The following is a 12,116-nucleotide window of genomic DNA, read 5'->3' as shown; positions in this document are numbered from 1 at the left end:
CCTCTCACTGATTCAACGTTTACTCGACCAACCGCTGTACGTACCGACGTTGTCACGGGTGATTAGTTTTGGCGTGAGCAGGGTCACCGCTTCGGCTGGGGCTTTGTCGTTGAGAATGTCATTGCCCACGTTCACCGCGGTCTGCGCCATGGCCCAAGGGTCCTGGCTGGCGGACGCCTGGATTTGCGTGTCGGTCTTCAGCGCATTCTCGATATCCGGCGCGCCGTCCACCGACGTGATAACGATGCCGCTGCGCTTGAGCTGCTTGGCCGCCAGGTCGCTGCCGATGGCTTGCGGGTCGTTGATCGCGAACAGGCCGTCGATTTTCGGGAAGCGCGTCAGGTAACCCTGCATGGCGTTCAAGCCACCTTCGCGCGAGCCCTTGGCGTCCTGGTCATCGGACAGCACCTTGATCTGCGGCGCACTGGCGAGTGCCGCCTTGCACCCTTTGACGCGGTCGGTCACGGCAGTGACTTGCGGGCCGTTCTGGATGATCACATTGCCCTTGCCGGCGAGCTTATCCACCAGGTACTGGCAGGCCAGCTTGCCGGCCTCGACGTTGTCGGTCTGCACGGTGGCGTTCACACCTTTGGCGTCGACATCCACGGCGACCACGACAATGCCGGCGTCGCGGGCTTTCTTGATGGCCGAGGCCATGGCGGACGGGTCTACCGCGTTGATCAGGATCAGGTCGACCTTGGACGAGATAAAGTTGTCGATCTGCGAAAACTGCTTGCTCAAGTCATAGTCGGCCGACACCGAGGTCACCTTGACGTTGGGATTGAGCTCCTTGGCCCGCGCCGTGGCGCCATCGGCCAGGGTCACGAAATACGGGTTACCCAACGAGCCCATGCTGATGCCGAGGGCTTTGAGTTCGCGCGCTTCGACGGCTTGGGACATCAAGGCAGCCAAGGCAATAACGGGAAAGATACGTTTGACGTTCATGCGGGTCTCTCTTGTGATTGTTGTATGAGTGAAATCAGGTCCGCGCACCGGACTGGCGATAACGATCCAGCGCCACTGCGCCAATGATCACGATGCCCTTGATGATGTATTGCCAGATATCCGAGACGCCCAGCAGCACCAGGCCGTTGGTGAGTACCGCGATGATCAGCGCGCCGATCAGCGTGCCGCCGATGGTGCCGACGCCGCCGGTAAAGCTGGTGCCGCCAAGGATCACCGCGGCAATCGCGTCCAGCTCATAGGATTGCCCCAGTTGCAGGCCGTTGGCCGCGAACAGGCGCGAAGCGCTCATCACCGCGCCCAGCCCGGCCAACGCACCGGACATGGCGTAGACGAACAGCAACACCTTCCACACCTTGATCCCCGACAATCGCGCCGCTTCCGGGTTACCGCCCACCGAGTAGATCTGCACGCCCATCACCGTGCGCCGCAGGATAAACCACGACAGCGCCACCACCGCGACGGCAATGATCACCAGCCAGGGCACACCGAGCACCGAGTCATTGCCGATAAACGCAAACGGCAGGTCGGGGTTGAACACGGTCTTGTCATCGGCCAATAGGCGCGCCAAACCGCGCATGGCGGTCAGTGCGCCGAGGGTGACGATAAACGGCGGCAGGCGCATAAAGGCGATCAATCCGCCGTTGACCAGGCCCAGCAACAGCCCGAAGCCAATACCGGCGGCAATCCCGAACATGCCGAACTGCGGCGACATCGACGCTTGCAACGCCACCACCGCCGACGCGGCCAGGATTGCGCCCACCGACAGGTCGATACCCGCCGTGAGAATCACAAAGGTCATGCCCGCCGCCAGCACCACGTTCACCGAGGCCTGCTGGGTGATGATCGACAGGTTCTGCACCGTCAGGAAGTTCTCGCTGGCCAGGGCAAAGCCCACCAGCAACAGGATCAGCACCGGCAACATGCCGACGGTGCGCATCAACTCGCGTGCGCGTTCAGCTTTACCTATTGTTGCAACGTTCAATTCAGCCATTGGCAACCACCTGATCGCCACCGGTGGCGAGGTCAATAATGCGTTCCTGGGAGATGACGTGGCCGGAAGCCCCGCCGACTTCGGCCACCAACTGGCCTTCGCGCATGATCAGCACGCGGTCGCAGGTGCCGATGATTTCCGGCAGCTCGCTGGAAATCACCACAATGCCGACACCGGCCTGCGCCAGTTGATTGATGATGCGGTAGATCTCGGACTTGGAACCGATGTCCACGCCGCGTGTAGGCTCGTCGAGGATCAGCACATGCGGCTTGACCTCTAACAGTCGCGCCAGCAGCACCTTTTGCTGATTGCCGCCGGACAGCGCGCCGACATTGACCTTGCCCGACGCCACGCGAATCGACAGTGACTGGATCGCGTCCCTCGCGCGTTGCGCCGCGTGGCCACGATCGAGCACACCACCGGCATGCGCATCCGGTACACACGCGCAGACATTGATGTTGTCGGCCACGCTCATGTCGAGGAACAGGCCCTGGGCCTTGCGGTCTTCGGTGAGGTAAACGACGCCGGCGCGAATCGCATCCGCCGGGGTGCGCAGTTGGGTGATGGTCTTGCCGACCACTTCCAGGGTGCCGGAGGTGCGTGGGTCGGCGGCAAAGATCAGCCGTGCCAGTTCGGTGCGCCCTGCCCCGACCAGGCCGGCAATACCGAGCACTTCGCCGGCATGCAGGTCGAAACTACAGTTGCGCACGCGCTTGCCATCGGCCATGTCGCGCACGCGCATCACCACGTTGCCGGGGTTATACGCAGCGTGTTCCTTCTTGTAGAACCCCGACAGGTCGCGGCCCACCATCATTTTCACGAGCACTTCGGCCGACAGCGCCTCGCGGGTCAGCTCGCCGATGTATTGGCCGTCACGCAGCACCGAAACGCGGTCCGACAGCTCGTAGATCTCGGCCATGCGGTGGCTGATATAGATGATCGCCAACCCTTGGCTGCGCAGCTGTTTGATCAGCGCGAACAAACGGTCGGTCTCGCGGGATGACAAGGGTGTGGTGGGTTCGTCCATCACCAGGATCTTGGCGTGGGCATGCAAGGCGCGGGCGATTTCCACCAGTTGGCGCTCGGCAATCGACAGGTTGCTGACCCGCGTTGACGGGGTGAACTCCGCGCCAAGGCGTTGCAGCACCTCGATGCACCCGGCCTCCATGCCTTTGCGGTCGATGGTCCAGCCACGCCGCAGTTCGCGGCCCAGGTAGATGTTCTCGGCCACGCTCAGGTTCGGGCACAGGCTCAGTTCCTGATAGATCACGGCAATGCCGAGGGCTTTGGCGGTGGCGGGGTCGAAGGTGGGTATGGGCTGGCCGGCAATGCGGATTTCACCGCCGGGGTCGGCTTGATAGGCGCCGGAAAGGATTTTCATCAAGGTCGATTTGCCGGCACCGTTCTCCCCCATCAAGGCGTGGATTTCGCCGGGGTAGACCTTCAGGCCGACATTCTTGAGCACGCGCAAACCATTGAAGGTTTTGCTGATGCCCTGCATCTCAAGCAAGGGTTCAAGGCTCATGAATGAGCTCCTGGAATTATTATTTTTGTAATCGAGTGAGCCGACTCTAATTCAGATACATTTTCTTACGCAAGCGCTTGCGTTGACCATTTGTCGATTGATGAAACGTTTCATCACCCTCAAATTCGAAAACCACTGTTTTCGGATCGAATATATCCATTCGAAGGTATTTCTCCCTTAGCCAGCCATCAAAACGCCATAATTTCTGCTATTGTCCAAGGACCTCATCTCCTCCTCGTCGCCTCCAAGCGATCTTCTGTGAGCATGCTCTGCGCCATCGCCGATTGACGATGACGGGCCTGAATACCACGGAACGCCACAGCGATGGACACACCGTTACCCGAACAGCCGCAATCGCGCGCCGAAAAAATCGTCGAGTTCAAACGCCAGAAAACCCTGCTCAAGACCGGCGCCCTGCAAGACGCCATCTTCAACAGCGCCTATTTCTCGAGCATCGCCACCGATGAAAAAGGCGTAATCCAAATCTTCAACGTCGGCGCAGAACGCATGCTCGGCTATGCCGCCGCCGATGTGGTCAACCGCATCACCCCCGCCGATATCTCCGACCCCATCGAACTGGTCACCCGCGCAGCCGCGCTCAGCCAGGAACTGGACACGCCGATCACGCCGGGCTTCGAAGCGCTGGTGTTCAAGGCCTCCCGGGGTATCGAAGACATCTACGAGCTGACCTATATCCGCAAGGATGGCAGTCGCCTGTCGGCCATGGTGTCGGTGACCGCCTTGCGCAACCGGCATGACACGATCATCGGTTACCTGCTGATCGGCACCGACAACACCGCGCGCAAGCAGGAAGAAGCCGAACGCAAAGGCTTCGAGCGCGCCCTGGAAGAGAAGAACCTGGAGCTGGAGCACGCCAGCCACATGAAGTCCGAGTTCCTCGCCACCATGTCCCACGAACTGCGCACGCCGCTGAATGCGGTGATCGGTTTTTCCGAGGCGCTCAAGGACGGGCTGGTCGGCGAAATGAGCGAGACCCAGCGCGAGTACATCGGTGACATCTTCACCAGCGGCCAGCACTTGCTGTCATTGATCAACGACATTCTCGACCTGTCCAAGGTCGAGGCCGGCATGATGGAGCTGGAACTGGAGAGCGCGGAGCTTTCCGGCTTGTTGGCCAACAGTCTGTTGATCGTGCGGGAAAAGGCCGCGCTGCAACGTATTCAACTGAAGCTGGAAAGCCCTGAAGACCTCGGCTGCCTGGAACTGGACCTGCGCAAGACCAAGCAGATCGTCTACAACCTGCTGGCCAATGCGGTGAAGTTCAGCGAGCACGGCAGCTCAGTGACGCTGACGGTGCGCCAGGTGGCCCGCGAGCAGGTCGGGCAGATTCCCGGCGAATGGCCGGTGTACCGCTTCGACTTGCCCGACAGTGCGCATCAACAGTTCCTCGAGTTGAGCGTCAGCGACACCGGGATTGGTATCGCTGAGGACGACATGGGCAAGCTGTTCAAGGCGTTCAGCCAGATCGACAGCGGCCTGGCGCGCAAATTCGAAGGCACCGGCCTGGGGCTGGCGATGGTCAAGCAACTGACGGATTTGCACGGCGGCAGTGTTGCCGTGGCCAGCCGTGAAGGCTGTGGCGCGCGGTTTGTCGCGTGGTTGCCGCTGCATCGCACGCCGGAGGCAGCATGGCCGAGATCCTGATCATTGAAGACAATGAAGCCAATATGCGCCTGGCGCGCTTGTTGTTGGTGAATGCCGGCCACACGGTGCTGTGGGCACCCGATGCCGAAACCGGCCTGACCCTGGCCCGCGCACAACAGCCGGCGTTGATCCTGATGGACATTCAACTGCCCGGCATGGACGGCCTGGCGGCCACGGCACTGCTCAAGCAAGACCCGCTGACCGCACACATCCCGGTGATCGCCCTGACGGCCATGGCGATGAAAGAAGACCGCGAAAAGACCCGGCTCGCCGGGTGTGACGCCTACATCACCAAGCCGTTGCGTTACAAAGAGCTGTACCAAGTGATCGACACCTTGCTGCAAACGCCCAACAGACCCCTCACATGAGTCCGCTCCATGGCCAGCCAACCCGCGACGTTGTTGATCGTTGATGATGAACCCCAGGTGCGCAAACTCCTGGAAACCCTGCTGCAACACGAGGGCTACCAGACCCTGAGTGCAAGCAGCGGTGAAGAAGCCTTGCAGTTGGTGGCGCAGCAGCCCCCGGACCTGATCCTGCTGGACGTGATGATGCCGGGCATGGACGGCTATGAAGTCGCCAGCCAATTAAAGGGTGATGACACCACCGCGGGTATTCCGATCATCATGTTATCCGCCCTCAGTGAGCAAAGCGCCCGTGTCAGTGGGCTGGAGGCCGGTGCCGAGGAATTCATCAGCAAGCCGGTCGAGCGTGTCGAGTTGTGGTTACGAGTGCGCAACCTGCTGCGGCTCAAAGAACGTGGTGACCTGGCAAGCCATTCGCGCGAGCTGGGGCAACTGCAAACGGGAATGAATGTGCATGACTTGGCCCTTCAGGACCTCGAAAATGCCTTGCGCCACGCCGTCGAGCGCGAAGACTTCACCGTGCATTACCAGCCCAAGGTCGATATCGCCAGCGGCCGCCTCTGCGCCCTCGAAGCGCTGCTGCGCTGGGAGAGGCCCGACTACGGCCCCGTATCCCCGGCCGTGTTTGTGCCGATATTGGAACGCCTTGGGCTGATTGTGCCTGTGGGACGCTGGGTGATAGAGCAGGTGTGCCAACAGATTGCCGAGTGGCAACGTGGCGCCATTGGTGCGGTGGAGGTGTCGGTGAACGTCTCCGGCCATCAACTGATCGAAGGCGACCTGATTGCCGATATCGCGCGCACCCTGGCGCAAACCGGGGTCGAGCCGCATTGGCTCGAAGTGGAGCTGACCGAAGGCTCCTTGATGGAAAACACCCAGCACACCATCGCCAGCCTGCAGCGCCTGCACGCCATGGGCGTGAAGATTTCCATCGATGACTTCGGCACCGGCTATTCGAGCCTGGCGTACCTGCGGCGTTTTCCTATCGATACGTTGAAGATCGACATTGCGTTTATCCGCGAAGTCACCACCAACCCGCAGGACGCGGCGATCACCCGCACCATCATTGAACTGGCCCACAGCCTCAACCTTCGGGTGGTGGCTGAAGGCGTGGAAACCCAGGCGCAGTTGGCGTTCTTGAAAGAGGCCGGTTGTGATCAGATCCAAGGTTACCTGTTCAGCCGGCCGTTGCCGGTGGAAACCCTGGAGCGCTTGTTGCTGGAGCGTTGAGAGGTCCCGCTCACTACACAGTTGCGTCGAGTTGGGGGGGAGCGCTACGGATCCAGCACACGCTGGCCTTCTTCCACGTAGTCGCCCAGGCGTTTCTCGAACACCAGCACGCCGGCGCAGGTTGGTTTTAGCGGGCTGTCGTTTATGGGTCAAATAGGTCGCGAATGAATGTTCGAGGCCGCAATCACATTGAACCTGCTTGCGGCGCGTGCTCTCAAACCTGAACAGACCACGGCCCTGGTGCATGCTCGATGACTTTTATTCTATGGATGGCCGTACTGGGCGCTGTATTGCTTACCCTTGCCCTCACCTCATCCTATCTGCGCTGGATGCCTGTCACGACCTCGGCGGTGTGCTTGCTGTTGGGCGTGGGGATCGGCCCACTGGGCGTGGATTTGCTGCACCTGGATATCCAGCACTCCGCGCGCTGGATGGAACACCTGACCGAAGTTGCCGTGCTGTTTTCGCTGTTCGTCAGCGGCTTGAAGCTGCGCCTGCCGCTCAAACATCGCACCTGGCGCATCGCGTTTGGCATGGCCGGGCCGGTGATGTTGCTGACCATCCTTGGCATCTGCCTGGCGCTGCATTACGTGTTTGCGTTGCCGTGGGGCGCGTCGTTACTGGTGGGTGCGATCCTGGCGCCCACGGATCCCGTGCTGGCGGGCCTGGTGCAGGTCAATAACGCTCAGGATTACGACGCGCTGCGCTTCGGCCTGTCCGGCGAAGCAGGCTTGAACGACGGCACGGCCTTCCCCTTTGTGATCTTTGCCCTGCTATTTATGCAGCACGGTGGGTTTGACGGGGATTGGCTGGGCGGCTGGGCGTTGAAAAACCTGCTCTGGGCAGTGCCCGCCGGGCTGTTGATCGGCTATTGGATGGGGCGCGGCATTGGCCGCGTGACGCTGTGGTTGCGCATCACCCACAGTGACAGCACGCTCTCGCCTAACGATTACCTGACGCTCGCCCTGATTGCGCTGGCCTACGTGGTCGCCGAGGCGGTGGGCGGTTATGGCTTCCTGTCGGTGTTTGCCGCCGGGCTCGGCTTGCGCCAGGCGGAGTTCCGCTCTACCGGTCATTCGCAGACACCGTCGGAGCACTTGGCGCTGCCGGTGGTGGGTCACTTGGAAGTCGAGCCTGAGCGCGCATTGCAGGGGGATGTGAGCGATCTGCAGGATACGCAGATCGCCGCCGGCGTGATGATGGGCGACATGCTGTCATTTGGTAGCCTGGTCGAGCGCTCGATGGAGGTGTTCCTGGTGACGGTGCTGGGGATCGTGCTGGTGAGCCATTGGGATTGGCGGGCGCTGCCGATGGCGGCGCTGCTGTTTTGCGTGATTCGCCCCGTCAGTGTGCTGGCGATGCCCTGGGGCAGCCTGGTCGATCACCGGCAGCGCGGCCTGATGGGCTGGTTCGGTATACGGGGGATTGGCAGTATTTATTACCTGTTCTACGCACTCAATCATGGGCTGATCGGTACCAGCAGTGCGGTGGCGGTGAACCTGACCTTGTCAGTGATCGCCTTGAGCATCGTCGTTCATGGCCTGAGTACCCAGCCAATGCTGGCGTGGTATGAACGACGAGCCAAGGTCAACACTCAGTCCTGATGCTCGGTATTGCCCACATCCGCCGCTTCATCCAGATCGTTGAGCGGCACTTCTGCGTCATCCATCAACGAGCCAGGGTCTTCATTGCCTGGGTCGTTGAGTTCCTCATCAAGTTCTTTTGACATGACCGTCTCCTCTAACCGCCTTGGGTATCGATATCGGCATCGGTTTCAGCCTTGGGCTCTGGCTCAGGCTCGAAGTCTGGACTGTAGTCGTTTTCTTCAGCCTTGGGGTCTTTGGCGGGTGCCGGGTCTTTGGGCGCGTCGGCGGCAGTACCTGGTGCTGGTTCGCCGCCGTCGATGGCCGGGTCGTTGCGACCGCTGACTTGGGGATCGTCGCGTGTGCTCATGGGTCACCTCTTCGCAGTGTTGGGAAAATGAAGCCTGCGTAAAGGTAAGGTCACGCCCTGGGCAATGAAGTTCAACTTGCTTATGAGCCTGGGTTATCGACCTGAATGTAGAACGCATAGGCGGCGAGCATTATCCAAAACACCATGAAGATCCACGGTGTACGCACCGAGAACAGCAAGGATTTGCGATAGCCCTTGTGCGAGGACTCGACTTCGGAAAACAGCGGCGACTCGTCATAAGCCAAGCCCATCACCGGCTCGCTGCGCAGCAGTTCGCTCTGTTTGAAGTGCCAGTGATCGATGATGTCATACGCTGCGCGGATGCCGGGCCAGGCGTTGAGGGAGCTGAGAATGCCCAGGAGCGCTAGGAACAGCGGGACCACCAGGGTGAACAATTTGCCCCATTCCGGGTTGAGGTTGCCCATGCCAGACACAAAGGCGATGACCAAGAACGACTGCGCCGTCAGGTAGGCGTCGGTGCGGTTGGCCAGGATCGAGGTTTCGTACTGTATCTCGCGCCGGTAGAAGTCGAGGCGGTCTTTGGGTGAGCCGAAGATCTTGGCGTTGTGCTCACTGTGATCGGTCAGGGTCGATTCTGGGCTGTCAGGGGATATGATTCTGGGCACATGCGTGCTCCGTTTTGGATCGAGTCTGTTTAGAAGGAAGGGGCGGCGGCGAAGTTCAAGTTAGTTCGCGCACCAATCTGGCGCATTTTGTAGTGAGCGGGCTTGCCCCGCGCCGGATTGCGTAGCGCTCCCGCCCTTTTGGGGGCCGCTGCGCAGCCCAGCGCGGGGCAAGCCCGCTCACTACAATAGGGTTATTGGCGGTTTCGGCACAGGCATTGCTTAACCCTTTCATCACCCACCTGCCTTGCCCGGTTACAGGAGCATTCGTTACCCACCGACCCAGAGCCGACCCCATAAGAAAGTAAGGACCAGGCCGGTTGGCACCTTCAGCCACGGCCTTATAAAAATGCGTTTTTTGAAGCGGCAGTGCCACTTGGCTATCCTCGGCACTGACAAGGTACTGGAATGGCTCGATCTTTCTTCGATGAAATGAATGACGCAAACGGCGCGTGCCGTGCGCATTATCAAGACTTCTCCCGCTGGCTGGCGAATACGCCGCCGGAGCTGCTGGCCCAGCGTCGCCGTGAAGCCGACTTGCTGTTCCACCGCGCCGGGATTACGTTCACGCTGTATGGTGACGAGCAAGACACCGAGCGCTTGATCCCCTTCGACATCATCCCCCGCAGCATCCCCGCCAGCGAATGGAGCGTGATCGAACGCGGTTGTATCCAGCGCGTCAACGCGTTGAACATGTTCCTTGCCGACATCTACCACGACCAGCGCATTATCAAGGCCGGGATCATTCCAGCGGAACAGGTGCTGGGCAACGAGGGTTATCAGAAGGCCATGGTCGGCCTGGACCTGCACCGCGACATCTACTCGCATATTTCCGGTGTCGACCTGGTGCGCGATGGCGACGGCACCTACTACGTGCTCGAAGACAACCTGCGCACCCCCAGCGGCGTGAGCTACATGCTCGAAGACCGCAAAATGATGATGCGCCTGTTCCCCGAGGTCTTCGCCAAGCAGCGCATCGCGCCGGTGGACCATTACCCCAACCTGCTCCTTAAGACCCTGAAAAGCGCCAGCCGCCTGGATAACCCCAACGTGGTGGTGCTGACGCCTGGGCGCTTTAACAGTGCGTTCTTCGAGCATGCGTTCCTGGCCCGGGAAATGGGCGTGGAACTGGTGGAAGGCGCCGACTTGTTCGTACAGGACCTCAAGGTGTTCATGCGCACCACCGACGGCCCCAAGCCGGTGGACGTGATTTACCGGCGTATCGACGACGCCTTCCTCGACCCCAAGGCCTTCAACCCCGACTCGATGCTTGGCGTGCCCGGTCTGGTGGCCGCTTATTGCGCCGGCAACGTGGTGCTGGCCAATGCCATCGGCACCGGCGTGGCTGATGACAAGTCGATCTACCCCTATGTGCCGGAGATGATCCGCTTCTACCTGGATGAAGAACCGGTGCTGCAAAACGTGCCGACCTTCCAGTGCCGCAAACCCGATGAGCTGTCCCACGTCCTGGCCAACCTGCCGCAACTGGTGGTCAAGGAAACCCAGGGCTCCGGCGGCTACGGCATGCTGGTCGGCCCGGCCTCCAGCGCCGCCGAGATCGAGGACTTCCGCCAACGCATCAAGGCCCGACCCCACGCGTATATCGCCCAACCCACACTGAGCCTGTCCACCTGCCCCACCTTTGTCGAGAACGGCATTGCTCCGCGGCATATCGACCTGCGGCCCTTTGTGCTGTCGGGCAAGGAAACCCGCCTGGTACCTGGTGGCCTTACCCGTGTTGCGCTGAAGGAAGGCTCACTGATCGTCAACTCGTCGCAAGGCGGCGGAACCAAGGACACCTGGGTGGTGGAGGACTGAGTATGTTGAGTAGAACCGCCGCAGATCTGTACTGGATGTCCCGTTACCTAGAGCGCGCCGAGAACCTGGCGCGCATGCTCGAGGTCAGTTACTCCCTGTCGTTGATGCCCCAGGCCGGGCGCAGTGATGGCCTGGATGAACTGGCCATGTCGCTGCTCAGCAGCGGCACCCTGGACAATTACCTTGAGCGGCATACGCAGCTGGATGCCGAGCGCATGTTGCACTTCTTTGCCCTCGACGAAGAGAACCCCGCCAGCATCTATAACTGCCTGCGCGCGGCCCGCGGCAATGCCCATGCGGTGCGCGGGCGTATCACCGCCGACATGTGGGAAAACCTCAACGCCACCTGGCTGGAGATGCGCAGCATCGCCGCCGGCGGCCTGGCGCGGCATGGCATCAGCCACTTTTGTGATTGGGTCAAGCAGCGTTCACACCTGTTCCGGGGGGCTACCTCCGGGACGATCATGCGCAATGACGCCTATCGGTTTATCCGCCTGGGCACCTTCGTGGAGCGTGCGGACAACACCTTGCGCCTGCTGGATGCGCGCTATGAGATGTTTGGCGAGGAGTCGGAAGAAGTCAGTGACTTGTCGGCACGCGGTTATTACCAATGGAGCGCCCTGCTCCGCGCGTTGTCGTCGTTCGAGGCGTACACCGAGTTGTATCCGAATGCGTTGAATGCTCGCTCGGTCTCAGAGTTGCTGTTGTTGCGCAGTGATGTGCCGCGTTCGTTGCATGCGTGTATCGAGGAGTTGAGTCATATCCTGGCGGACTTGCCCGGCAGTTACGGGCGCACGGCGCAGCGGTTGGCGGCGGAGTTTGAGGCGCGGCTCAGGTATACGGGGATTGATGAGATTCTTGAGGATGGGTTGCATAGCCGGTTGACGGAATTCATTGACACGGTTCGGGAGTTGGCGCAGGCGATTCATAGTTCATATCTGGAAGTGGTTTAGCACACGACGCTGATCAAAATGTGGAAG

General features: G+C 60.7%; 12 protein-coding genes. 6 read left to right on the top strand and 6 right to left on the bottom strand.

The features are described 5' to 3' along the window. Nucleotides 1–12: 12 nt before the first annotated feature. From AB4O35_RS20205 to AB4O35_RS20195, 3 genes are read right to left on the bottom strand one after another with little or no spacing between them, the layout of a single operon-like run. Nucleotides 13–945: an ABC transporter substrate-binding protein gene (locus tag AB4O35_RS20205; protein WP_065873123.1), complete on the bottom strand. Its 933-nt coding sequence runs from the start codon at nucleotides 943–945 to the stop codon at nucleotides 13–15. A 34-nt stretch (nucleotides 946–979) separates the two neighbouring features. Beyond that, nucleotides 980–1,957 carry an ABC transporter permease subunit gene (locus AB4O35_RS20200; RefSeq protein ID WP_065873124.1) on the bottom strand — a complete coding sequence of 326 codons (978 nt, stop codon included), beginning with the start codon at nucleotides 1,955–1,957 and terminating at the stop codon, nucleotides 980–982. Continuing rightward, nucleotides 1,950–3,482, bottom strand: coding sequence for a sugar ABC transporter ATP-binding protein (locus tag AB4O35_RS20195; protein WP_065873125.1), 1,533 nt, complete (start codon nucleotides 3,480–3,482; stop codon nucleotides 1,950–1,952). Before AB4O35_RS20195 ends, AB4O35_RS20200 begins: the two co-directional genes overlap by 8 nt. A gap of 324 nt (nucleotides 3,483–3,806) precedes the next feature. Here AB4O35_RS20195 and AB4O35_RS20190 point away from each other — a divergent pair, with 324 nt between their 5' ends. The 4 genes from AB4O35_RS20190 to AB4O35_RS20175 all read left to right on the top strand — a co-directional run bounded on the left by AB4O35_RS20190 (nucleotide 3,807) and on the right by AB4O35_RS20175 (nucleotide 8,346). After that, nucleotides 3,807–5,147, top strand: coding sequence for a sensor histidine kinase (locus tag AB4O35_RS20190; RefSeq protein WP_065873126.1), 1,341 nt, complete (start codon nucleotides 3,807–3,809; stop codon nucleotides 5,145–5,147). Continuing rightward, on the top strand, nucleotides 5,132–5,515 hold the full coding sequence (locus tag AB4O35_RS20185) for a response regulator (protein ID WP_065873127.1): 384 nt from the start codon (nucleotides 5,132–5,134) through the stop codon (nucleotides 5,513–5,515). Before AB4O35_RS20190 ends, AB4O35_RS20185 begins: the two co-directional genes overlap by 16 nt. Before the next feature lie 9 nt (nucleotides 5,516–5,524). Then, on the top strand, nucleotides 5,525–6,742 hold the full coding sequence (locus AB4O35_RS20180; RefSeq protein ID WP_065873128.1) for an EAL domain-containing response regulator: 1,218 nt from the start codon (nucleotides 5,525–5,527) through the stop codon (nucleotides 6,740–6,742). A 251-nt stretch (nucleotides 6,743–6,993) separates the two neighbouring features. Continuing rightward, nucleotides 6,994–8,346, top strand: a complete 1,353-nt coding sequence (locus tag AB4O35_RS20175; RefSeq protein ID WP_065880495.1) for a cation:proton antiporter — start codon at nucleotides 6,994–6,996, stop codon at nucleotides 8,344–8,346. On the opposite strand, the gene AB4O35_RS20170 is transcribed toward AB4O35_RS20175, so the two are convergent. The 3 genes from AB4O35_RS20170 to AB4O35_RS20160 form a co-directional block, all read right to left on the bottom strand. Further along, nucleotides 8,337–8,471, bottom strand: coding sequence for a hypothetical protein (locus tag AB4O35_RS20170; protein WP_256530457.1), 135 nt, complete (start codon nucleotides 8,469–8,471; stop codon nucleotides 8,337–8,339). The genes AB4O35_RS20175 and AB4O35_RS20170 overlap by 10 nt on opposite strands. A gap of 11 nt (nucleotides 8,472–8,482) precedes the next feature. After that, a complete protein-coding gene (locus AB4O35_RS20165; RefSeq protein WP_065945975.1) occupies nucleotides 8,483–8,695 on the bottom strand; it encodes a hypothetical protein in 213 nt (70 codons plus the stop codon). Nucleotides 8,696–8,775: 80 nt separating this feature from the next. Further along, nucleotides 8,776–9,321: a hypothetical protein gene (locus AB4O35_RS20160; RefSeq protein ID WP_065873130.1), complete on the bottom strand. Its 546-nt coding sequence runs from the start codon at nucleotides 9,319–9,321 to the stop codon at nucleotides 8,776–8,778. A 405-nt stretch (nucleotides 9,322–9,726) separates the two neighbouring features. On the opposite strand from AB4O35_RS20160, the gene AB4O35_RS20155 reads away from it, so the two are divergent. Together AB4O35_RS20155 and AB4O35_RS20150 are read left to right on the top strand one after the other, a co-directional pair. Next, complete coding sequence (locus AB4O35_RS20155) at nucleotides 9,727–11,136, top strand: circularly permuted type 2 ATP-grasp protein (RefSeq protein ID WP_065873131.1); 1,410 nt, start codon at nucleotides 9,727–9,729, stop codon at nucleotides 11,134–11,136. A 2-nt stretch (nucleotides 11,137–11,138) separates the two neighbouring features. Further along, nucleotides 11,139–12,089, top strand: coding sequence for an alpha-E domain-containing protein (locus tag AB4O35_RS20150; protein WP_065873132.1), 951 nt, complete (start codon nucleotides 11,139–11,141; stop codon nucleotides 12,087–12,089). Nucleotides 12,090–12,116: the final 27 nt, after the last annotated feature.

This window comes from Pseudomonas sp. H1_A03 (genome assembly GCF_054685145.1).
This window is presented reverse-complemented; position numbering and strand designations above follow the sequence as displayed.

What these genes read in the sequence shown, in the direction of transcription:
- AB4O35_RS20205 (WP_065873123.1), bottom strand. Translation starts at nt 945, where the DNA reads ATGAACGTCAAACGTATCTTTCCCGTTATTGCCTTGGCTGCCTTGATG.
- AB4O35_RS20200 (WP_065873124.1), bottom strand. Translation starts at nt 1,957, where the DNA reads ATGGCTGAATTGAACGTTGCAACAATAGGTAAAGCTGAACGCGCACGC.
- AB4O35_RS20195 (WP_065873125.1), bottom strand. Translation starts at nt 3,482, where the DNA reads ATGAGCCTTGAACCCTTGCTTGAGATGCAGGGCATCAGCAAAACCTTC.
- AB4O35_RS20190 (WP_065873126.1), top strand. Translation starts at nt 3,807, where the DNA reads ATGGACACACCGTTACCCGAACAGCCGCAATCGCGCGCCGAAAAAATC.
- AB4O35_RS20185 (WP_065873127.1), top strand. Translation starts at nt 5,132, where the DNA reads ATGGCCGAGATCCTGATCATTGAAGACAATGAAGCCAATATGCGCCTG.
- AB4O35_RS20180 (WP_065873128.1), top strand. Translation starts at nt 5,525, where the DNA reads ATGGCCAGCCAACCCGCGACGTTGTTGATCGTTGATGATGAACCCCAG.
- AB4O35_RS20175 (WP_065880495.1), top strand. Translation starts at nt 6,994, where the DNA reads ATGACTTTTATTCTATGGATGGCCGTACTGGGCGCTGTATTGCTTACC.
- AB4O35_RS20170 (WP_256530457.1), bottom strand. Translation starts at nt 8,471, where the DNA reads ATGTCAAAAGAACTTGATGAGGAACTCAACGACCCAGGCAATGAAGAC.
- AB4O35_RS20165 (WP_065945975.1), bottom strand. Translation starts at nt 8,695, where the DNA reads ATGAGCACACGCGACGATCCCCAAGTCAGCGGTCGCAACGACCCGGCC.
- AB4O35_RS20155 (WP_065873131.1), top strand. Translation starts at nt 9,727, where the DNA reads ATGGCTCGATCTTTCTTCGATGAAATGAATGACGCAAACGGCGCGTGC.
- AB4O35_RS20150 (WP_065873132.1), top strand. Translation starts at nt 11,139, where the DNA reads ATGTTGAGTAGAACCGCCGCAGATCTGTACTGGATGTCCCGTTACCTA.